Below are 21,488 nucleotides of genomic sequence, written 5' to 3' on the forward strand. Positions count from 1 at the left end.
ATCCTTTTTTATGATTCACATATATTTGCTGCCAAAGCATTAACCTTTAATCCCATGCAACCATTCTTGGTAACATTCGTCACAAAGGGACTCTTGTCGTTCTTGATTCGAAGAAAAGAACGATACGGTATGCAGTTGCTTTTCTTCAATATCATTAGAGCAATAAAAGCATATTTCGTTCATGACAACCCACCTGTCAATTAGTTTGATGAGTTAGTTTCTTCAATTGTCCGGTCTTTTATTACATATTTCCAATTGGTAAAATGAACAAGGAAGGTTTAGTGATGAAAGGAGCGAAGAAAATGGATTTTGCTGGTAAGGTTATTGTAGTGACAGGTGCAGGAAACGGGATTGGCCGCGGCGTGGCTGAAGCCTTTGCCAAAAACGGCGGAAAAGTCGTGATTGCCGATATCGACGCCCAAGCCGGACAACAAACCCTAGAACGGATTCAGGTGAGTGGCGGCGAGGCTGTGTTCATAAAAACAGATGTCCGAATAGAGCCAGATATCATTCAGTTGTTTGAAGAAACAAAGCGGAATTTTGGAACAGTGGATGTGTTAATCAATAATGCCGGAAAAGGCGGCTTTTTCCCTTTTTATGAACTAACGGTTGAACAATGGGAGGATGTCATCAATACTAATTTAAGAAGTGTGTTCCTCTGTTCACGTGAAGCGGCCAAGCTTATGCGGGAGAACGAAGCGGGAGGTTCGATAGTAAATATTGCATCCACACGTGCTTTGATGTCTGAGCCAAACTCGGAAAGCTATGCAGCTACTAAAGGGGGAATCGTGGCCATTACCCATGCATTGGCGGCCACATTGAGTGAAGATAGGATTACAGTGAATGCCATTTCACCAGGCTGGATCCATACCGGGGACTATTCAGATCTGACAGCCGCTGACCATGAGCAGCATTTTTCCAAGCGGGTGGGAAAGCCAAGTGATATTGCCCAAGCCTGCCTGTACTTAGCCGCACCGGAAAATAATTTTGTCACCGGGATAAATTTAGTGGTTGATGGCGGCATGACCCGGAAAATGATATATGATGAATAATCATGATGCCCAACGTGTGTTGGGTATTTTTTTGCACTCTACAAAGGTCCATAATATGATAAAATAATGTAAAAATTGGGAAATTTCCAGCGGAGGAGCTATGATAGGATGAAGCTTCCGATTATTCAAACAAAGCTGCGCATACCTGTTGTCAAAGATGAATTCATTAGGAGGGCCAAGCTCACCCAAAAACTCAAAAAAATCCCTGATTTTCCTTTGACTATTCTCCATTCTGCTGCCGGCTTTGGAAAAAGTACTGCACTTGCTTTGTTTATGAAGGATGAAAAAATTCCTGGATGCTGGTATTCGATATCATCCATGGATGACGATATTCTGCCATTTCTGTCCCATATCATCCATTCCATCCGGAAAGCCGCTCCTGATTTTGGGATGGAACTATTAAACTATATAGAAACAATGGACCGGTATATCCGTAGTGAAGAACTTAGTATACTGTGTTCTTTGTTTATCAATGAATTGATGGAAACCAATCGAGAAATAACGTTAATATTGGATGACTTTCATCAAATAGAGCAGTCTTACACCATCAATGCCTGGATGGAAAACTTACTTGAGCATATACCGGCCAATTTGCATCTTGTAATCTCCAGCCGCAGCCGTCCCGTCTGGAAATACCTAACCAAAATGAAAGTGTGCGGGCAGCTGTTAGAGATTACGAAAGATGATTTAGCCCTGACGATGGAAGAAATGGAATTGCTGCTAACAGACCTTTATGGGTTGGAAGTGGAAGAACGCCACTTGCAGATGATTTATCAATTGACCGAAGGCTGGATTATCGCCCTGTGCATGATTGCCCAGCAGATTCCCCTTAAGAATGACATATCTGATTTATTTGAGCACTCTTCCCAATCATTGCAGGAGTTTTTTCAGTACCTGGTCATGGAAGTGTTTTCAAAGCAATCGCCGATTATTCAGCAGTTCCTTGAACAAACTGCCATCTTTGAGGAAATCGACGAAGAATTATGCTCAGAAGTTATTGGGATCCAAGCAGCCGCCAGCATGTTGGAACAGCTGAAGGACCGGAATTTATTTATTCAAAAAACCGGGGCAGCCCACTATCGATACCATGCCTTGTTTAAAGAATTTTTAGAAGGATTCTTCCAAAAAAATCACCCTGAACAATTCCGGGCCCTTCATGAAAGATGCGCCCGGTTTTATGAAAAGCGTGAATCCTGGGAAAAAGCCCTTTATCATTATAAAAAAATTCAGCATGTCCAAGCAATTGCAGCGATATTACAAGACCACGGCTTTCGGATGCTTGAGGGAGGCAAACTGGAGAGCTTAATGGATTTATTGTCGTTAATGGGTAAAGAAGAGATGGGGGCCCATTTTCCGCTCTGGTTATTAAAAGCGGAGGTTTATCGGTATCGCTCTCAATTCCAAGAGGCAGAAGCCTGTTATGACAAGGCGCATGAAGGGGCGAAGCAGCGGACCAATCATTTGGGGATGAGTAAGGCGCTTGAAGGTAAAGCGATGATTTATTTGGACACAATTCAGCCCCACCATGCAGAAAGGCTGTTATATGAAGCCATCGCCCAACGTGAAAAAAGCAATGGTGAAGCAGAGGAAATCGGTAAATTGTATGAATTGTTATCAGAAAACTTGCTGAACTCAGGAAAGGCCAGTAAAGCTGAAAAATGGCTTCAAAAGGCGAAGGAATTAAATATCGCGAGTATGGACGGCAATTTGGAGGCGAGATTGTATTTACGAACAGGCCGATATGAGGAAGCAAAAAGGCTGCTTTATTTAAAGAAGGATGAAATGCGGTCGGCTGACCTGTTATCCTTGCCGCAGGCACATCGCGAGACTGACCTGTTATTATCATTAATCGAGGCATTTACCGGTGAGGGGAATAAGGCGAAAGAGCTGGCACAGGCGGGGATTCGTCAGGGAATCAGCTTAAAGGCGCCTTTCGTGGAAGCGTGCGGATGGATTCGGATGGGCCATGCCGTTCAGATTCTAAATAAATATGATATCGGACTTGCGGAAAATTGCTATCAAACTGCATTAGAAATAATGGAAGCGCTTCATGTCAGCCGTGGGAAAGCAGAGCCGTTAATGGGGTTGTGTGTTCTTTACGGGCGAAGGGGAGAGTATGAGCGGGCAATGGAGGCAGGCCAAAAAGCACTGCAGGAAACCGAAAAGGTCCATGACGTTTGGTTGTCGGCGCTTATTACCTTAGGAATTGGAATCACGTGCATGTATAACGGGCGATATTCCAAAGCCCTGAAGTTTTTGGAACAAGCAAGCAGTTTATTTGACCAATGCGAAGATACCTTTGGACAAATGTTAGTAAAGTTCTGGCTGGCTTATCTGTTTTTCCAAGAGAAAAAACTAGATTCCTATTACCAGAATGCCGATTCCTTTTTAAGCTTGGTGCAAATCCATGAGTATGACTTCTTTTTTCATAAACATTCCGTTTTCAGCCCCGGGGATTTGCAAGTGTTTGTCCCGCTGTTAATCGAATGCATGAAACAGGATGTCCAAAAAGCCTACGCTGCCAAGATTCTTCAGGATATGGGAATGACCGCCCTCGATAATCATCCCGGCTACTCCATCAGGGTGAAAACACTCGGCCAATTTAAGGTATGGCTTGGCGAAAAAGAGGTTGGGGATAAGGAATGGCAACGGGAAAAGGCAAAAGGCATTTTTCAATTATTAATTACTAGAAATGAGCCGATGCCTAAGGAACAAATTCTTGGGACGCTCTGGCCCCATCATGATAAAAAAAGTGCCGACCGTGATTTTAAGGTGGCATTAAATGGCTTGCATCATGTGTTAGAGCCGGCAAGAAAAGCGAGGTCAGATCCTTTTTTTATTATTAGAGAAGGCGGATCCTATGGATTTAATCCACTTGCCGTTATCGAACTGGATACGGTTCAATTCCAAGGCTGGATTCAGGCAGGACTTACGGAGACAGATCAAGAAAAGACCATTCATTTCTTAGAGAAAGGGCTGGCATTCTATCAAGGGGATTATTTGCCTGACCGGCGTTACGACGATTGGTGTATCAGCAAACGGGAAAGTATGCTGGTGTATTTTTTACGGGGTGCCGAAAAAATGGCGCAGATTATGGTGCGCAAGGAAAATTATGATTCCGCCATCTATTGGTGTGAACAAATTTTAGCGAGGGACCGGACCTGGGAAGAGGCTTACCGTTTGTTGATGTACTGTTATTATCGGAAAAATAACCGTCCGCAAGCGGTGAAATGGTTCCGAAAGTGCACGGAAGTCTTGGAAGAGGAGCTTGGCGTGACACCATTAGAACCGACTAGGCATATGTACGAAATGATTATTGATTCGGAAAATTACCATCACTCAATCCAGCAGCCTTAAAGTGGCTGTTTTTTTATTGTCTTGCTCCAGGCCATACGGCGCTGATCACTAAGGAAAGCTTCTTAGAGTGCAGCTTGGCGGAACAATGGTTTTTTGCTTGTTCCGAGGGTGCTTCCGCTTTTCTATTTTGTAACTCTTTTGCAACTGTTGTCTTATATCCTAATTTCAAAGCTGTACAAAAGAATGATAAAAATTTTTAGGGGGGAAAGATTGTGAAAAAAAGATGGGCATTATTAGGGTTACTTATTTTCATGATGGTTTTTGCAAGCGCATGCAATTCTAAAGATTCTTCAACAGAATCAAAAGGAGATGGAGGAAAACAAGAAACCAAAGAGACGATAAAGATTGGTGTACTTGCTTCCAAAACTGGCGCCCTCGAGTCGTACGGAAAGCAAACATTAAGAGGGTTTGAATTGGGATTAGATTATGCAACAGATAGCAAGATGGAAGTAGCCGGCCACAAAATTGAGTTCATTGTGGAAGATACGGAAACCAAGCCGGAAGTGGCCGTCCAAAAAGCTACCAAATTATTAGAAGAAGACAAGGTGGATTTCTTAGTTGGCTCGTCCAGCTCGGCTGATACACTGGCTGTTCTGCCGCTGGCTGAAGAATATCAAAAAATTATGGTCGTAGAACCTGCTGCTGCTGACAGTATTACAGGTTCAGAGTTTAATAAGTACATCTTCCATTCAGCCCGTAACTCCTCTCAGGATGCTGTTGCCGGTGCTGCCGCAATCGCTAAAAAGGGTGTCAAGATTGCTACCCTGGCCCCGGATTATTCGTTTGGCCGTGACGGGGTAGCTGCCTTTAAGGAAGCCGCTAAAAAACTGGGTGCGGAAATTGTTAAGGAAGAATATGCTGATCCGGCAGCAACAGACTTTACTTCCAATATTCAAAAAATCATTGATGCTAAACCGGATTACCTATTTGTTGTCTGGGCAGGAGCCAACTCCCCTTGGAAACAAATCGCTGATATGAAGGTACAAGAAAAAGGCATTAAGATTTCAACCGGTGCCCCGGATATTGCCGCATTATCGACAATGGAGCCGCTTGTGGGCATGGAGGGGTTCACCGTATATTATCATGACCTGCCCAAAAATAAAATCAATGATTGGCTCGTAACGGAGCACAAGAAACGCTTTAACGGCGACGTACCTGATTTATTTACACCTGGCGGAATGAGTGCTGCCATCTCCATTGTGGAAGCGTTAAAGAAAACAAACGGGGATACGGATGTTGATAAACTAATCAAAACCATGGAAGGAATGAGCTTTGATACACCGAAAGGCAAAATGACCTATCGCCCTGAGGACCATCAAGCGCTGCAGGCCATGTACGCGATCAAACTCGAGAAGAAGGATGGAGTTTCCTATCCGGTTCCGACCCTGATCCGCGAATTGACCCCTGAAGAAACTGCACCTCCCATCCGTAACAAATAAACAGTCATTTTAGGGAGGGGGTGGCGAGCAAATTTTGCCAGCCTCTCTAATTTCTATCAAGCTTTCTAACTAGGTGGTGAACCAATGACAACCTTAATTGAAACCAATGATTTATCCATTACATTTGGTGGGCATACGGCTGTTGATTCCGTCAGCATCTCGGTTCCAGAGAAACATTTCAAGTCCATCATTGGGCCGAATGGGGCAGGCAAGACAACATTCTTTAATTTGTTAAGCGGACAATTAGCGCCAACCAAAGGAAAAATCTATTATCGGGGCAACGATATAACCCATTTTTCTCCGACCAAGCGGACAAGGGCAGGGATTGGCCGGTCCTTTCAGATTACCAATGTTTTTCCCAACTTAACGGTCCTCGAAAACGTTCGCCTTGCTGTGCAATCACAGGCAGGTGTCCGTTACCAAATGTTATTTCACTATAAAAAATACCGCCATTTCGAGGAAAAGGCATTAGACTGGCTGCGGCTTGTGCTTTTGGATGAGAAAAAAGATTCGTTAGCCAGTAACTTGGCCCACGGCGAGAAACGAAAACTGGAAATCGCCATGCTTCTTGCATTGGAAACGGAAGTACTTTTACTGGATGAACCCACTGCGGGAATGTCTTTAGAGGAAGTACCCGCCATTTTGGAGGTTATTAAAAGAATTAAAAATCAGGGTAACCGGACCATCATTTTAATTGAACACAAAATGGATATGATTTTGGATTTATCGGATTCCGTCATGGTGTTATTTAACGGGCGGCTGTTAGCGGACGGCTCACCTGAGGAAATTATGAAAAATGAGACCGTCCAGTCTGCTTATTTAGGAGGTCATTATGCATAGCAGCCTACTGAAGCTTAACCAAGTCGAGACATATATCGGGCAGTATCATATCCTTCAAGGTGTCTCATTTGAAGTAAGAAAAGGAGAAGTAACGGTTTTGCTTGGAAGAAATGGGGCAGGCAAAACGACAACGCTCCGAACGATTATGGGGCTTAATCCCGCATCAAAAGGAAGTATTGTATTTAACGGGGAAGAAATTCAAACATTGCCAACCTATACGATTGCCAAAAGAGGGATTGGCTATGTCCCGGAAGATCAGGGGATTTTTGCTGGATTAACGGTTGAGGAGAATATGAAAGTTGCCATACAAAAAGATAATGAAGAAACAGCCAAGCGGATGGAATGGATTCTTGAACTGTTCCCTGACCTGAAAAAGTTTTGGAAAAAACCAGGAGGACTGCTAAGCGGCGGGCAAAAACAAATGCTTTCGATTGCCAGGGCCTATGTCAATGAAAATGAACTGCTGTTAATTGATGAACCAAGTAAGGGTTTGGCACCGATTATGGTCGAAAAAGTCATGGATTCGATTATGCAAATGAAAGACCAAACCACGATTGTTCTAGTGGAGCAGAATTTTATGATGGCCAGCACGATTGGTGATTGTTTTTACATCATTGATGATGGCCGGACTGTCAGTAACGGGACGATGAAACAATTAAAAGAAGATGAAGAAATGAAACGGAAGTATTTAGGAATTGCCTAGGAAAGGAGGAATTATTCTTGGATTTATTTATGAACTTGGCTTTAAACGGCCTGGCAACCGGCATGCTGATTTTTTTACTGGCGGCCGGGCTCACGCTGATCTTCGGCTTAATGGACGTGCTGAATTTTGCCCATGGTGGATTGTTTGCCTGGGGAGCTTACAGCGGCTTGTGGATTTATTCCAAGACAGGCAGCTTTTTAATCGGAATTATCGGGGCAGTTGTTACAGGTTTTATCCTAGGAATAGTAACAGAAAAATGGATTATAAAGCCGGTATACGGTAACCATGTTCAGCAAATTTTAATCACACTCGGTCTGATGATGGTCCTTTCGGAAATGCTGAAAGTCATTTGGGGCCCCAATCAGTTAACGGCATCCCCTCCCGAATACTTAAAAGGGAGCTGGGAGATTGGTGAAATCAATCTGATCAAATACCGGGTGTTTATTATCATTGTGGGCCTCCTCGTTTTCGCCGGGGTCCAGTTTATGTTAAAAAAAACCAAAATCGGGCTGGTGGTTCAAGCGGGTGTCATGAACAAGGAAATGGTGCAGGCACTCGGAATTAACATCCAAAGGGTATTTATGTTTGTATTCATGATTGGCGCCGGGATGGCTGCCCTTGGCGGAGTTTTGCTGGGACCTTATTCCGGTGTGATTCATGCCGGAATGGGGATGGAGTTTGCCATATTGGCATTTATTGTGGTGGTGATAGGCGGAATGGGGAACTTTAAAGGTTCCGTATTAGCCGCCATTTTAGTGGGTCTTTCCGGTTCGTTTATGGCGTACTATGTTCCGGATTTATCACTGGCAGTCAACATGCTGCTAATGGCTGTCGTGTTAATTATCCGGCCGCAGGGCCTATTCAGCGCGAAGGGGTGAGGAGATGAACAAATTTGCAGACAAGCGGACGGCAATTATTTTCCTGTTATTCATTCTATTACTTTTCCTGTTACCCTTTGTATATGAATCTAGGAACTTATTAATTTTGTTAACACAAATTTTTATCTTCTCGATTTTTGCCATGAGCTATGATTTGTTAATCGGTTTTACTGGAATTGTATCCTTTGGTCATGCCATGTATTTTGGAATCGGATCGTATTCGATTGGTATCTTTATGAAACGGTTTGAACCGGATATGACCCACTTTCTATGGGCGGTCCTGACAACAATCGTTTTGACTGCCATTGTTAGTTTTATTGTCGGGCTATTGACGTTGCGGCTGAAAAGTCATTTCTATGCGATGCTAACCATGTCACTGGCCGGTTTGTTTTTAGTTCTGGCAGAAAAATGGCGGACGCTCACTTTTGGGAATGACGGTTTCACCTTTAGAGTACCGGAACTGTTTATAGACCGGACCAATTTTTATCTCCTTTGCTTAATTGGTATGGCTGCGGTTTTCTTTGTCTTAAGGCGTTTTGTGAATTCTCCTCTTGGCCGTGTCCTCCAAGCCATTAGGGAAAATGAACAAAGAACTGAATCCCTTGGTTTTCAGGTGCTGCATTATAAAATTGCTGCCAGTGTGGTTTCCGGGGTTTTAGCCGGGATCGCTGGAATTTTATATGCAATTTCGCTTCGGTATGTAAATACCAGTGTGTTTTCAATGGATATCACGTTGGATGCCTTATTGATGACGATTATTGGAGGAGTAGGCACCTTGGCGGGCCCCATTATTGGCGCGGGGATCATCGAATTTGCCCACGATTGGTTGACAGGGCTTGCCAAGGAACATTGGATTTTCGAACGCTGGATTATCTTCTTCGGAATTATTTACATTTTAGTGGTTATGTTTTTCCCACAAGGAATTGTCGGGACATTGAGGAAAATATCTTGGAAACGCAAGAAGAAATCTTATCCTGTCAAAAACGAACAAAAGGCTGCAGGGTAAAAGGAGGAGCAAATGGATACCAAACAAATTGCTTCCTTCGTTGTCCGATTTCAAGTGGCTGCTGTAGAGAAGGAAACCGGAAACAAACAATGGCGAATTAAGGTGACCCATGTACAGGAAGACCGTGAGACATTATTTGAATCTATCGAAGAGGCCATGTCGTTTATGAGGGAGATTGCGGAAGAGTCGTAGAGGAGGTGATATTGTGCAGATTGGCATATTGAGCACAGGGACTTATTTGCCGGATGCAGCCATATCCGGCAAAGAAATAGCGGAGCTGGCAGGTCTTCCTCCAGCTATTGTCGAAGGGAAGATGGGGATTAAGAAAAAACATATTCCTGGACCTTATGACCATACGTGTCAAATGGGGATTGTGGCCGCAAGAAAGGCGATTGAAAAGGCAGGAATTGACCCGCTTGAGATTGACCTTGTAATCTATATCGGCGAAGAACATAAGGAATATCCGCTGTGGACAGCAGGAATCAAGCTCCAGGAGGAGATTGGTGCGTATAATGCCTGGGCCTTCGATTTGGCGTTAAGATGCGGGACAACGGTTATGGCGTTGAAAGTGGCGAAAAGTATGATGCTGGCCGATTCTGAATTGAATACGGTGCTCCTTGCGGGAGGGTACCGCAATGTGGATTTCATTGATTACCAGAATCCCAGAACCAGGTTTATGTACAATCTTGGGGCTGGGGGCGGCGCGATTCTATTGAGTAAAGGGTACGACGAGAATCTGCTGTTAGAGACAAAACTCATTACGGATGGTTCTTTTTCAGAGGACGTTGTTGTCGTAGCTGGAGGGACCAAGAATCCAATCACAAAAGAGGCTTTGGAGAACGGCCAGAATATGCTGGATGTGCTGGATCCTGAGGGAATGAAGCAGCGGCTGGAAAAAAAATCAATGGCCAATTTTTTAAAAGTGATTCGGGAGTCCGTCAGAAAAAGTGGTTATACCGAAAAGGATATAGATTATTTGGCCATATTGCACATGAAGCGTTCGGCCCATCAATATGTTCTGGATGAACTGGGCTTGTCAGAAGAGCAGTCGATTTATCTTGAGGAATATGGACATATCGGTCAAATCGACCAAATTTTATCGCTGGAGCTGGCTTTAGAGCAAGAAAAAATAATAGATGGCGATGTCGTTGTCTTTGTTAGTGCAGGTATCGGTTACGCTTGGGGAGCAACCACTATAAAATGGGGGAAAGGTGATTAAATTGGCAAATGTTACGATGAAGGAAATCCACTTATCGAATGGGGAAATGCTTACTTATCGAGAAAGAGAAGGCGGTGAAATCAACCTATTATTGATTCACGGCAATATGACCTCCTCGAAGCACTGGGATCTTGTAATTGACAATTTGGATGATAAGTACAAAGTTTATGCGGTAGATTTAAGAGGCTTTGGCGGTTCCAGCTATAACCAGTTGATCATGTCGATTAAGGATTTTGCCGATGATGTCAAGCTGTTTGTCGATGCGATTGGGTTAAGGGATTTTGCACTTGCCGGATGGTCATTGGGCGGGGCGATTGCCATGCAATTTTGTGCAGATTACCCGGATTATAGCAATAAGCTTATTCTACTTGCATCCGCTTCCACCAGGGGGTATCCTTTTGACGGTAAGCTGAAGGAAAATGAGGAACCGCGCAGAATGACAATGCATGAAGAAATGAAGCGGGATTTGGTCCGGTATATACCCATCCAAACAGCTTACGATACAAACGATGCGGCTTTGTTGAAATTGATCTGGAATTCGGTCATTTATACCCACAAGCAGCCAGAACCAGAACTGTATGATGAGTATGTTCAAGATATGCGGACACAGCGAAACTTAGCCGAAGTTTATTATGCTTTAAATAATTTTAATATCAGCCATCAACATAACGGTTTAGTAGAAGGCAATGGCCAAGTGGACGATATCAAAGTTCCTGTTCTCGTGTTGTATGGCGAGCGTGATATGGTGGTTGTACAGGAAATGACAGACGAGTTGATAGAGGATCTAGGTGAGAAAGCAACAGTCGTCGAGCTGAAAAATTGCGGCCATTCCGCATTAATCGATGATCTGCCGCAATTATTGACGGCGATGGAGCAATTTTTAGATAGTGAGGTACAGGTGTGAGATTATTTCGCATCGGATGAAGCAAGTTATGTAAATGGAATCGTTCGAATGTCGATGGCGGAATTATGATGTAACCGAAGGACGGCCTTTTTTAAGGCCGTTTTTTCTTTGCGTACATTTAGGTCATAACTGTTTTCGGCAGAAGCCTGACTGTAACTTACGTGTAACTGTTATAAAGTAAGATAAAGCCATCTACTAGTGAAGGAGCGATCATTCGGTGAGGTGGGAACTGGATTGGCTGGATAATCGGGCAAGATTAACCCCAAAAAAGACTGCAATAATTGAGGAAAAGACAAATATTGCTTGGACATATGAAGAATTGAACCACCGAGCAAATTCGGCTGCCGTCTGGTTCAAACAACAGGGAGTCACCAAAGGGGATCGAGTGGCTTTGCTATCACCGGCCCATATAGGCTATTTTGACTTACTGTTTGCTTGTGGGAAAATTGGCGCCATCTTCGTTCCACTAAACTGGCGGTTATCTGCCCACGAAATAATTGAAATACTAAAGGATTGTACACCTGTTTTAATTGGGGTCCACCCGCAGTTTGAAAACCTGATAAGCCAACTAACAGACCTAAAGATAACTTCCTTTTATATAGGAGATAGCGAATATGACAGGATCACATCTTGGCCTGAAAAAGATGGTCTGCCCGAGGGTATCGAGGAAACTGACCCACTGGCAATGATTTATACCGGGGGAACTACAGGTAGGCCAAAAGGGGTTGTTCTGAGCCATCGATCAATCTTATGGAATGCGATTAATACCATTTTGAGTTGGGGATTATCCCATGATGACGTGACCATCAACTATATGCCCATGTTCCATACGGGTGGGTTAAATGCGCTGTGCATTCCCATCCTGATGAATGGCGGGACCGTGGTCATTGGGGAACAATTTACCGGCCCTAAAACCGTGGAATCCATTAATCGGTATGGCTGTACCATCATCCTTCTAGTTCCGACTATGTATCATTCACTTATACAGACTGAGGAATTTCAAACCGGAAGCTTTCCAACGATGAGAGTCTTCTTGTCTGGGGCTGCGCCTTGCCCATTAAGCATTTATGAGGCCTTCCAGAAAAAAGGCTTAGCGTTTAAAGAGGGCTATGGACTGACAGAAGCGGGGCCGAACAATTTCTATATTAGTCCGGAGCAAGCCCAAATCAAACGAGGTTCCGTCGGAAAGCCAATGCTGTTTAATACGATAAAAATCATAAAATCCGATGGTCATGAAACCCGGCCAAATGAAGTGGGAGAACTTTTAATTCGGGGTAAACACTCTTTTACTGTTTATTGGGAAAATGAAAAAGCGACGCAGGAAACATGGGAAGATGGCTGGCTTCATACAGGGGATTTGGCTAGGCGGGATGAACAAGGATTCTATTTTATTGTAGGTAGAAAAAAAGAGATGATTATCTCTGGCGGGGAGAATGTTTATCCATTAGAAATTGAACAATGGCTAGCATCCCATCCAGCCATTGATGAAGTCGCTGTCATAGGATTGCCGGACGAAAAATGGGGTGAAATCGTTGTGGCTTTTATTGTATTAAAACGAACCCTTACTTTGGAGTCGGTCGATTTAAATAGCTACTGTGAACGGAAACTGGGAAGATATAAAATCCCTAAACAGTTTGTCTTCCTGGAAGAACTTCCTAAAACGCATGTGGGAAAAATTGATAAAAAGAAATTGAAAGAAATCAGCACGAAAGTGAAATAAAAGGTATCACAAAAAGGTTCTGGACTTTAATCGTGGTCCGAACCTTTTCGTGTTATGTCATTTGCTGCAGTGTCCATAAATAACTTTGTAATCATGGAATGAGTTTTGCCGGTGTTATACACAAGGTAAAAGAACCGTTCTTCATCAAACCCATTAATGTGATGGGTTTTAAGCATATTCAAGTCCGAATAACTCTTTGCCGCTATTTCAGAGATAATCGAGATACCGATATCCTCCATAACAAACTGCATGAGGCTTTGTGAGGAATCAGTGTACGCGATGATATTCAACTGGTCCTTTTTAATGTTGTTTTTTCTTAATAATTTTTCCAGCATAGCATTTGTCCCGGAATCCGCATTTCTCATGATGAAAGGATAGTCTAAGATATCCCTGACGTTCACAGGGTCCGGCAACTCCACCTTGTTAGAAGTGATGAGTACAAGCTTTTCATTCATTAATGGAATATACTTCAATTTATCACTTTCAATTTTTTCCCCGACGACCCCAATGTCCGCTGAGCCATTCAGTACTTTTTCTACGGCAATTTTGGAGGACGATTGATGGATTTGAAATATGGCAGAAGGATATTTCTCGCGAAACCGTTTTACCATCTTGGGAATCATAAATTGCCCTGGCACGGAACTGGCGGCAATTCGAACTTTTCCCCGCAGTTCAGTCATTCCCTGCTTTAAATCAAATAAAGCTTGATCTTTAATAAGCAATAATTTCAGGGCCCATTGGTATAACCGTTCTCCTTGTGGAGTTAGCACAGGTTCCCTGCCGAGTCGGTCAAACAACTTGGTGTCGAGTGTTTTTTCTAACGCTTGGATATGAGAACTAACCGTTGATTGGCTTAAGAAAATATCCTCTGCTGCTTTGGAAAAGCTTTTGTGTTCAACCACTTTTGTAAAAACATAGAGTTGATGTAAATCCATGCATGTCCTCCTCTCACTATTGCATTTATTGATTTGTTATCATTGATAAAACAGATATATTTAATCATACAAACATTCTTGTTAAAATAAAAGGCTCTGTTGGATTTGACTGTTGATTTCCGCCCCAATCAACAGAGTAAAAAATCAACATTATCGTTTAATAGAGCCAAAAAAAGAGTGAGGCCTAAGCCTCACCCATTCCGTTACACCATCATATAATGGCTGCCTGACTTGTTTCTAAAGAGGCATTGGTTCAGGATCAACGGCCATTTGCCGTGTCCGGAATCCGCATTAATATGGCCTGAATTTGGAAGAATAATCGAGGGAATTCCTAAGTTCCTGAAGTGGCTTGCATCTTCCATACTGCAATAAGGATCATTAGTGGAGTGAATAAACAACGTTTCGCCTGCCGCACGTGATAGATTTTCGCCACTAAGGGGAACCGGAAAGAATGATTTTGCTGCAATCAGCACAACATTAGGGGAAGGCGGCGCAACAAGAATAGCACGATCTGCCAGTTTCCGATTTTGACTGGCAGTATAGTGCAGCCAAAGGAAGCAACCCAAGCTATGAGTGATGACAGTTAATGGTGTATTCTTGGGAATGGTATTCATGACTGTATCAAGTTCCTCCATCCAAACCTTCTTATTGGGCGTATGAAAGTCGGAAAAGGTTGGATAGTACACATCAAAATTTCTTTTTTGCAGTTCATTTGCTAACCATGTCTGCCAATGATTCAGCCCACTTCCGCCTAAACCATGCAGGATAAGAAAACTTTGTTGGGTCACTGGGAAATTCCTTCTTTCTATATCTTATTATTCCGAGTTATTTAATTGGTTTTATAGGAATTATAGCTGTTATCCATTCAAAAGGCAATCCTTTATAAAACAAAATGGAATATTTGCATACACCGGGAAAAACAATCAATATAAAGAAGTAAAAAATAAAAGAAGGTTGGGAAATGGATTGTCAGACTTTTTATCTTTAGGATTATCAAAAGAAGTAACGAAAAATCTACTTACATATGGGATAGCTAAACCAACGCCGATTCAGGAACAAGCGATTCCCATCATTTTAGAAGGAAAAGATATCATGGCCCGAGCACAAACTGGTACCGGAAAAACATTTGCCTTTGTACTGCCAATATTAGAAAAAATCAACCGGGAGGCAGAGTACATCCAGGCATTGATCGTAACACCTACCAGAGAACTGGCGTTACAGATTACGGAAGAATGCAAAAAGCTAATGGCGAATATGGAGGGGGTAAACGTTCTGGCCGTATACGGCGGACAGGATGTAAATAAACAATTAAACCAATTAAAGACGGGAAAGCAGATTGTGGTAGGGACCCCAGGGAGATTGCTCGACCATTTAAGAAGAGGAACGATTCAATTATCCAAAGTGGCATTTCTTGTTTTAGATGAAGCGGATCAAATGCTGCATATTGGTTTCTTAAATGAAGTGGAAGACATCATCAAAGAAACACCACAAAGCCGCCAGACCATGCTATTTTCTGCCACTATTCCATCTGAAATCAGACAGTTGGCAAGTAAATATATGCATGAATTTGAATTTGTACAGGTCGAAAAACTTCAACGGCCTGCAGACAGCATCGAACAGATTGCGATTCATACAACTGACCGGGCAAAGCAAGCAACACTCTTTACCTTAGTCGAATCATACCGGCCGTTTTTGGCAGTTATCTTTTGCCGAACCAAAAGAAGAGTAAGCAAACTTTATAATGCGCTTAAGGAACAAGGATTTTCTTGTGATGAATTGCATGGTGACTTGTCACAGGCAAAAAGGGAACAGGTCATGAAGCGTTTTAGAGACGCTAAGATCCAACTTTTAATTGCAACGGATGTGGCGGCCAGGGGACTGGATGTGGAGGGTGTTACGCACGTTTTTAACTATGACATTCCACCGGATGCAGACAGTTATATTCACCGCATTGGCCGAACAGGCAGAGCTGGTATGAACGGGATGGCTGTAACCCTGTACTCTTCAGCCGACCGTCCAAAACTGGATGAAATTGAAAAAGAACTGCAAATTACCATTCAAAAGCAAAATTTAGGAAATACGACAAATGAAAGGGATACTAATTTAAAGCCAAAGCAAATGACTGCTGAGGCTAAAAAGGCAGGTTCAGACAGAGAAAGACCGAGAAAAAGTGCTAGAAAAGGAAGTACCCAGAAAGGAACAGCTAAAAATCATAAGCCATTTCAAGATAAGCAATCGGAAAAAAGAAAGCCTTCAAAATTTGACCGTTCTGGAGGAAAACCGGCGAAAAGCCAGCAACGAAATAAGAAAAGATAACTTGATCAAAAAAGGGCCGGCTCTTTTTAGAGCCAGCCCCAAAATGTTTTATGAATGATCTGTTAAACTTATGCCAGTGTTGGATTTAACAAGCACTTCTTCGTATTTTTTCACATCAGCCTTTTGTCTGGAGAAAAGGGTACCCAAGTATCCGGCAATGAATCCAAGTGGTATCGATACAATGCCTGGAGTAGTATACGGGAACAATGGTTCTCCAACAAATATTGCTTTGCCAACCTCTGGACTAAAAACGTTAGGGCTGATAATAACTAATCCCACAGAAGAAATCAAACCAATGATCATTGCCCAGACGGCACCTGTTGTATTAAAACGTTTCCAATAAATCGTGTAAATAATAACCGGCAAATTGGCACTAGCCGCGACTGCAAATGCAAGAGATACCAAGAAGGCAACATTCAGGGTTTGCGCTCCCAAGGCAAGGATAATGGATAGAATGGAAACGCCAATCGCTGCCCAACGCGCCATACTCACTTGCTGTTTCTCAGTTGCCTTGCCTTTCTTCAAGATTTCGTTATAGAAATCATGGGCGAAAGCAGAAGCCGCTGTCAAAACAAGTCCAGCTACTACGGCCAAGATAGTTGCAAAAGCGACTGCTGAAATAAAGGCAAATAACATATTACCGCCAAGTGCTTGTGCCAACAATGGTGCAGCCATGTTACCTGCAGGATTTGCAGCTACGATTTTATCTGTCCCAACAAATGCGGCGGCACCGAAACCAAGGAAAATGGTCATAACATAGAAAATACCGATAATCCAGGTGGCATAAACGACTGAGGAACGGGCAGTTTTCGCATCTTTTACGGTGAAGAACCGGACCAATATATGAGGCAGTCCAGCGGTTCCAAGAACCAGCCCCATGTTCAGCGACAATGTGTCAATTCCATCTTTGTACTTCACCCCTGGATTTAGAAATGCATCCTTTAACGGAGTGGCTGTTTTCATTTGTGCAAACATGTCAGTCACACTAAAGTTGAATTTGGAAAATACAATAATGGAGATAACAAGCGTACCTCCCATTAACAGTACGGCCTTAATAATTTGAACCCAGCTAGTTGCATGCATTCCGCCGAAAATAACATAAACCGTCATTAAAACCCCGACAATTAAAACAGATGTTGTATATTCCAGCCCTAATAATAATTTAATAAGTGCACCTGCGCCGACAAGCTGTGCAATCATATAAAAAATAGAAATGGCCACTGTATTCATCGCAGCGAACCCACGAATTTTTTTAGCATTAAACCGGGCTGCGATCATATCAGCAAACGTATACTTTCCAAGATTCCGCAGCGGCTCAGCGACTAAATAGAGAACAACGAGGTAAGCTACTAAAAATCCGATACTGTAAAAGAAACCGTCAAAACCTGTTAAGGCAACAGCCCCGGCTATACCAAGGAATGAAGCTGCTGACATATAGTCGCCGGCAATGGCTAAACCGTTTTGCCAGCCGGTTAAACCTCCGCCAGCAGTGTAAAATTCGCTTGCATTTTTTGTCTTTTTCGACGCGAAATAAGTGATAATCAGTGTGACGAACACTATTGCTAGGAACATGAGGAACGCAGGGGTATTCATCTAGTTTATCCCCCTTTCAGATTTAATCTGTTTGGTGATCTCATCAAATTTAGTCGCTTTTTTAGAGTAGAGCATGCATAATCCCCATGTCATAATAAATTGTAAAAAGGCAAACACCCATGCCCAAGTGATATCGCCAATAAATTTTGAATTCAGCACTGTAGAATAGGAAGTCAGAATAGGCAATGCAAAGTAAAAACAAAAGAAGAATATAGTGTACGGGATAATAAACTTTTTCTTTTCAGAGATTAATCGCCAAAAAGAAGAGGACTGAGCAATAGAAGTGTAATCGTTTTCAATATTGTTGTTCATTTCTTTAGCTTCCAAATAAATCTCCCCCTTTTTAGAATTACTCTTTTTAAAATAAAGAAAAAATAAAGGCCGAAAGATCGCAATGCGGGAAGTTTGAGGAAAAGTTATTTATGTGATTGTGTTTCACCTCCAAATCAAGATAATTATTCCAATATTTTGGAATATTATGTAATTTATTATAATTTTAAGTGGATAATGGATGCAAGAGGAAATTGGGGCAATCGAATAAATATTTAAAGGGATTTTAGGTGGACCTTTTGTAGAATAAAAAAAAACCTTTGCAATCGCAAAGGTTTTTTCAAGAAAATATTATGGAGACTATCGGGATCGAACCGACGACCTCTTGCATGCCATGCAAGCGCTCTCCCAGCTGAGCTAAGCCCCCAATTGAGTACATAAAGAATTATATATTGTTTGTTTAAAACTTGCAAGAGGTAAATCAAAAAAATTATTCTGAAATTAACTAATGCTTTCAATTTCCACTTTGTGTACCCCATCAAAGTCGGAAACGGCGGCATAAACCTCTGTTGCTTTCTCACGATAATCCACAGCTACAAGGATTTGAACTAAATGGTCCCCATTATCTAAATCCTCTATTTTTAAACGGCGGATAATATACCTCCTTTCCATTAAAGAAGAAATCGCCTTTTCTATTTGTCCTTTATCTCTAATGAATAAATGAAGCATGATTTCCTTTTCGCGCAATTGTTTAGGACCAAGGATTTTCATTAAGAGCGGGACAAATTCGACACTAATAATAAGTAATGCGACACCTGCAAAAGCTTCTATATAAAATCCGGCTCCCACCGCTATCCCGATTCCTGCAGCTCCCCAAATCATGGCTGCCGTGGTTAACCCCGATATACTATCATTCCCCCGCCTAAGGATAACCCCGGCACCTAAAAAACCGATTCCTGAGACAATTTGGGCAGCCAATCGCAGCGGATCCATCGTTATGGTGACATTCGCAGGTGCAGGGAACGTATAGGCTGACTCAATAGAAACAATAGTAAGTAAGCAGCTTACAACTGATATGACCAAACTGGTCTTAAGTCCAACTGGTTTTCTTTTTAGTTCGCGTTCCAGGCCGATAATAAGTCCAAATATAGCGGAAATACCAAGTTTAATAAAAATATTCTCTTCCATACCGGTCATGTGTAATTCACGCCCATCTTAGTAATTGTTAAATATAAATTCTTTCATAAACTGATTTGTTGGGTAAGAGACAATTTTACCAATTTTTATAATAATATCTTATTCATATACAAACAGTACCTATATTATGATTTTTATCATGGTATAATGGACGCCAGAGCAATATATTAAAAAAACTTTTAAAATTATATTGCAAACACATTTTAATCATGGTATATTATTTCTTGTCCTCTTCGGAGAGTCAAAAAAACATTTAAAAATGTTATTGACATTCTAATAGAGCACATGATATATTAATGAGGTCGCTTTTGAAAAGTATTGGTTGGACAAGCGATAAATTATTGCTCTTTGAAAACTAAACAAACAAATACGTCAACAATAAACATTCGTTTCTATCGAAATGAAGCCAACGTTTTAACTTTTATGAGCTATATCAACTTTCTTGGAGAGTTTGATCCTGGCTCAGGACGAACGCTGGCGGCGTGCCTAATACATGCAAGTCGAGCGAATCAATAGGAGCTTGCTCCTGTTGATTAGCGGCGGACGGGTGAGTAACACGTGGGCAACCTGCCTGTAAGACTGGGATAACATCGGGAAACCGATGCTAATACCGGATAATTTCTTCCCTCACATGAGGGAAGGCTGAAAGTCGGTTTTTAGCTGACACTTACAGATGGGCCCGCGGCGCATTAGCTAGTTGGTGAGGTAACGGCTCACCAAGGCGACGATGCGTAGCCGACCTGAGAGGGTGATCGGCCACACTGGGACTGAGACACGGCCCAGACTCCTACGGGAGGCAGCAGTAGGGAATCTTCCACAATGGACGAAAGTCTGATGGAGCAACGCCGCGTGAGCGATGAAGGCCTTCGGGTCGTAAAGCTCTGTTGTTAGGGAAGAACAAGTATCGGAGTAACTGCCGGTACCTTGACGGTACCTAACCAGAAAGCCACGGCTAACTACGTGCCAGCAGCCGCGGTAATACGTAGGTGGCAAGCGTTGTCCGGAATTATTGGGCGTAAAGCGCGCGCAGGCGGTCCTTTAAGTCTGATGTGAAAGCCCACGGCTCAACCGTGGAGGGTCATTGGAAACTGGGGGACTTGAGTGCAGAAGAGGAAAGCGGAATTCCACGTGTAGCGGTGAAATGCGTAGAGATGTGGAGGAACACCAGTGGCGAAGGCGGCTTTCTGGTCTGTAACTGACGCTGAGGCGCGAAAGCGTGGGGAGCAAACAGGATTAGATACCCTGGTAGTCCACGCCGTAAACGATGAGTGCTAAGTGTTAGAGGGTTTCCGCCCTTTAGTGCTGCAGCTAACGCATTAAGCACTCCGCCTGGGGAGTACGGCCGCAAGGCTGAAACTCAAAGGAATTGACGGGGGCCCGCACAAGCGGTGGAGCATGTGGTTTAATTCGAAGCAACGCGAAGAACCTTACCAGGTCTTGACATCCTCTGACACTCCTAGAGATAGGAATTTCCCCTTCGGGGGACAGAGTGACAGGTGGTGCATGGTTGTCGTCAGCTCGTGTCGTGAGATGTTGGGTTAAGTCCCGCAACGAGCGCAACCCTTGAGATTAGTTGCCAGCATTCAGTTGGGCACTCTAATCTGACTGCCGGTGACAAACCGGAGGAAGGTGGGGATGACGTCAAATCATCATGCCCCTTATGACCTGGGCTACACACGTGCTACAATGGATGGTACAAAGGGCAGCGAAGCCGCGAGGTGAAGCCAATCCCATAAAACCATTCTCAGTTCGGATTGCAGGCTGCAACTCGCCTGCATGAAGCCGGAATCGCTAGTAATCGCGGATCAGCATGCCGCGGTGAATACGTTCCCGGGCCTTGTACACACCGCCCGTCACACCACGAGAGTTTGTAACACCCGAAGTCGGTGGGGTAACCGTAAGGAGCCAGCCGCCTAAGGTGGGACAGATGATTGGGGTGAAGTCGTAACAAGGTAGCCGTATCGGAAGGTGCGGCTGGATCACCTCCTTTCTAAGGAATATGCAGTCCTTACGGACTGATAAGACGTTGACCTCTGTTGTTTGTTTAGTTTTGAGAGAG

Annotated in this window: 18 protein-coding genes, 1 tRNA gene and 1 rRNA gene; 13 read left to right on the forward strand and 7 right to left on the reverse strand. The window is 43.1% G+C overall.

The genetic code is table 11. The features are described from left to right. Positions 1–39: 39 nt before the first annotated feature. Positions 40–183 carry a hypothetical protein gene (locus tag ACY8D0_RS14490; RefSeq protein ID WP_462411205.1) on the reverse strand — a complete coding sequence of 48 codons (144 nt, stop codon included), beginning with the start codon at positions 181–183 and terminating at the stop codon, positions 40–42. A 119-nt stretch (positions 184–302) separates the two neighbouring features. On the opposite strand from ACY8D0_RS14490, the gene ACY8D0_RS14495 reads away from it, so the two are divergent. The 11 genes from ACY8D0_RS14495 to ACY8D0_RS14545 all read left to right on the forward strand — a co-directional run bounded on the left by ACY8D0_RS14495 (position 303) and on the right by ACY8D0_RS14545 (position 13,118). Beyond that, positions 303–1,052 carry a glucose 1-dehydrogenase gene (locus tag ACY8D0_RS14495; RefSeq protein WP_462411371.1) on the forward strand — a complete coding sequence of 250 codons (750 nt, stop codon included), beginning with the start codon at positions 303–305 and terminating at the stop codon, positions 1,050–1,052. Positions 1,053–1,160: 108 nt separating this feature from the next. Beyond that, positions 1,161–4,409, forward strand: coding sequence for an AfsR/SARP family transcriptional regulator (locus tag ACY8D0_RS14500; protein ID WP_462411206.1), 3,249 nt, complete (start codon positions 1,161–1,163; stop codon positions 4,407–4,409). A 251-nt stretch (positions 4,410–4,660) separates the two neighbouring features. Further along, on the forward strand, positions 4,661–5,848 hold the full coding sequence (locus ACY8D0_RS14505) for a substrate-binding domain-containing protein (RefSeq protein ID WP_462411372.1): 1,188 nt from the start codon (positions 4,661–4,663) through the stop codon (positions 5,846–5,848). Positions 5,849–5,932: 84 nt separating this feature from the next. Continuing rightward, on the forward strand, positions 5,933–6,688 hold the full coding sequence (locus tag ACY8D0_RS14510; protein WP_462411207.1) for an ABC transporter ATP-binding protein: 756 nt from the start codon (positions 5,933–5,935) through the stop codon (positions 6,686–6,688). After that, complete coding sequence (locus tag ACY8D0_RS14515; RefSeq protein ID WP_462411208.1) at positions 6,681–7,391, forward strand: ABC transporter ATP-binding protein; 711 nt, start codon at positions 6,681–6,683, stop codon at positions 7,389–7,391. Before ACY8D0_RS14510 ends, ACY8D0_RS14515 begins: the two co-directional genes overlap by 8 nt. Positions 7,392–7,408: 17 nt before the next feature. After that, positions 7,409–8,269 (forward strand): branched-chain amino acid ABC transporter permease, encoded by an 861-nt coding sequence (locus tag ACY8D0_RS14520; protein ID WP_462411209.1) that lies wholly within the window; start codon positions 7,409–7,411, stop codon positions 8,267–8,269. Positions 8,270–8,273: 4 nt separating this feature from the next. After that, on the forward strand, positions 8,274–9,275 hold the full coding sequence (locus ACY8D0_RS14525) for a branched-chain amino acid ABC transporter permease (protein ID WP_462411210.1): 1,002 nt from the start codon (positions 8,274–8,276) through the stop codon (positions 9,273–9,275). A 12-nt stretch (positions 9,276–9,287) separates the two neighbouring features. After that, positions 9,288–9,467, forward strand: a complete 180-nt coding sequence (locus tag ACY8D0_RS14530) for a hypothetical protein (protein ID WP_462411211.1) — start codon at positions 9,288–9,290, stop codon at positions 9,465–9,467. 13 nt (positions 9,468–9,480) lie between these two features. Then, positions 9,481–10,494, forward strand: coding sequence for a 3-oxoacyl-ACP synthase (locus tag ACY8D0_RS14535; RefSeq protein WP_462411212.1), 1,014 nt, complete (start codon positions 9,481–9,483; stop codon positions 10,492–10,494). A 1-nt stretch (position 10,495) separates the two neighbouring features. Then, a complete protein-coding gene (phaZ, locus tag ACY8D0_RS14540) occupies positions 10,496–11,398 on the forward strand; it encodes an intracellular short-chain-length polyhydroxyalkanoate depolymerase (protein ID WP_462411373.1) in 903 nt (300 codons plus the stop codon). A gap of 217 nt (positions 11,399–11,615) precedes the next feature. Then, complete coding sequence (locus ACY8D0_RS14545) at positions 11,616–13,118, forward strand: acyl-CoA synthetase (RefSeq protein ID WP_462411213.1); 1,503 nt, start codon at positions 11,616–11,618, stop codon at positions 13,116–13,118. Positions 13,119–13,144: 26 nt separating this feature from the next. On the opposite strand, the gene ACY8D0_RS14550 is transcribed toward ACY8D0_RS14545, so the two are convergent. Continuing rightward, complete coding sequence (locus ACY8D0_RS14550; protein WP_462411214.1) at positions 13,145–14,053, reverse strand: selenium metabolism-associated LysR family transcriptional regulator; 909 nt, start codon at positions 14,051–14,053, stop codon at positions 13,145–13,147. Between the two features lie 203 nt (positions 14,054–14,256). Beyond that, positions 14,257–14,841: an RBBP9/YdeN family alpha/beta hydrolase gene (locus ACY8D0_RS14555; RefSeq protein ID WP_462411215.1), complete on the reverse strand. Its 585-nt coding sequence runs from the start codon at positions 14,839–14,841 to the stop codon at positions 14,257–14,259. Between the two features lie 178 nt (positions 14,842–15,019). On the opposite strand from ACY8D0_RS14555, the gene ACY8D0_RS14560 reads away from it, so the two are divergent. Further along, positions 15,020–16,369, forward strand: a complete 1,350-nt coding sequence (locus ACY8D0_RS14560; RefSeq protein ID WP_462411216.1) for a DEAD/DEAH box helicase — start codon at positions 15,020–15,022, stop codon at positions 16,367–16,369. A 48-nt stretch (positions 16,370–16,417) separates the two neighbouring features. On the opposite strand, the gene ACY8D0_RS14565 is transcribed toward ACY8D0_RS14560, so the two are convergent. From ACY8D0_RS14565 to ACY8D0_RS14580, 4 genes are all read right to left on the reverse strand, one after another. Further along, positions 16,418–17,962, reverse strand: a complete 1,545-nt coding sequence (locus ACY8D0_RS14565) for a solute symporter family protein (protein ID WP_462411217.1) — start codon at positions 17,960–17,962, stop codon at positions 16,418–16,420. Further along, entirely contained in the window at positions 17,963–18,274 is a 312-nt protein-coding gene (locus ACY8D0_RS14570) for a DUF485 domain-containing protein (protein WP_462411374.1), read from the reverse strand. A 312-nt stretch (positions 18,275–18,586) separates the two neighbouring features. Beyond that, positions 18,587–18,659 (reverse strand) — tRNA-Ala (locus ACY8D0_RS14575). A gap of 74 nt (positions 18,660–18,733) precedes the next feature. After that, positions 18,734–19,429, reverse strand: coding sequence for an MgtC/SapB family protein (locus ACY8D0_RS14580; RefSeq protein WP_462411218.1), 696 nt, complete (start codon positions 19,427–19,429; stop codon positions 18,734–18,736). A 439-nt stretch (positions 19,430–19,868) separates the two neighbouring features. On the opposite strand from ACY8D0_RS14580, the gene ACY8D0_RS14585 reads away from it, so the two are divergent. Then, a 16S ribosomal RNA gene (locus ACY8D0_RS14585) occupies positions 19,869–21,419 on the forward strand. The last annotated feature ends 69 nt before the right edge of the window (positions 21,420–21,488 follow it).

The organism is Neobacillus camarae (genome assembly GCF_054950115.1).